This is a genomic window from Pseudomonas sp. EL_65y_Pfl1_R83 (genome assembly GCF_963970695.1).
Lineage (GTDB): Bacteria > Pseudomonadota > Gammaproteobacteria > Pseudomonadales > Pseudomonadaceae > Aquipseudomonas > Aquipseudomonas tritici.
Genome location: NZ_CAXAQI010000421.1, coordinates 1 through 455 on the forward strand (window position 1 = coordinate 1; position 455 = coordinate 455).

At 56.3% G+C, this 455-nt stretch carries 1 protein-coding gene; it reads left to right on the forward strand.

The genetic code is table 11. From position 1 onward, the window contains the following. On the forward strand, positions 1-331 hold a 331-nt coding region (locus tag AACY08_RS29615), incomplete at its 5' end, for a hypothetical protein (RefSeq protein WP_339472639.1). Between the last annotated feature and the right edge of the window lie 124 nt (positions 332-455).

Below are 455 nucleotides of genomic sequence, written 5' to 3' on the forward strand. Positions count from 1 at the left end.
CCGTATCGACCTCCATCTTGAGCAGGAACTTCCGGCCTACGTCTTCCATTCGCGGATTTCGTTGTTTGCCGACATTGAGAATCTGCCCAACCTGTTGAACAAGAACTGGGGCGGTCAATATTATACCGGCTTCCCGTACACTTCGGCGGTGGTGCAGGTAACCTGCCTCAACGCGGCGGGAGCTGCACTCACGGGTGTGGTCGGGTCGGCGACCAATCCAGCCGGGGCTTGCGCCAAGTATCAATACAGCAGCTTCAAGTCGCCGAACGAAACGGTGAACACTGCTCAGTCGCTGTACCTCATCCGCGTCGGCGCACGCTTTAAGTTCTAACGCGCTCTTACCCTAAGAAAGGTAAGCGATAATTATCCCCCACGCGGGGCGGCTGGGCACGGGCTTCGGTAGGAAGCCGGCGGCTAATTTCGTTGTATCTAATTTCGAACGTTCTTTGCTCAGG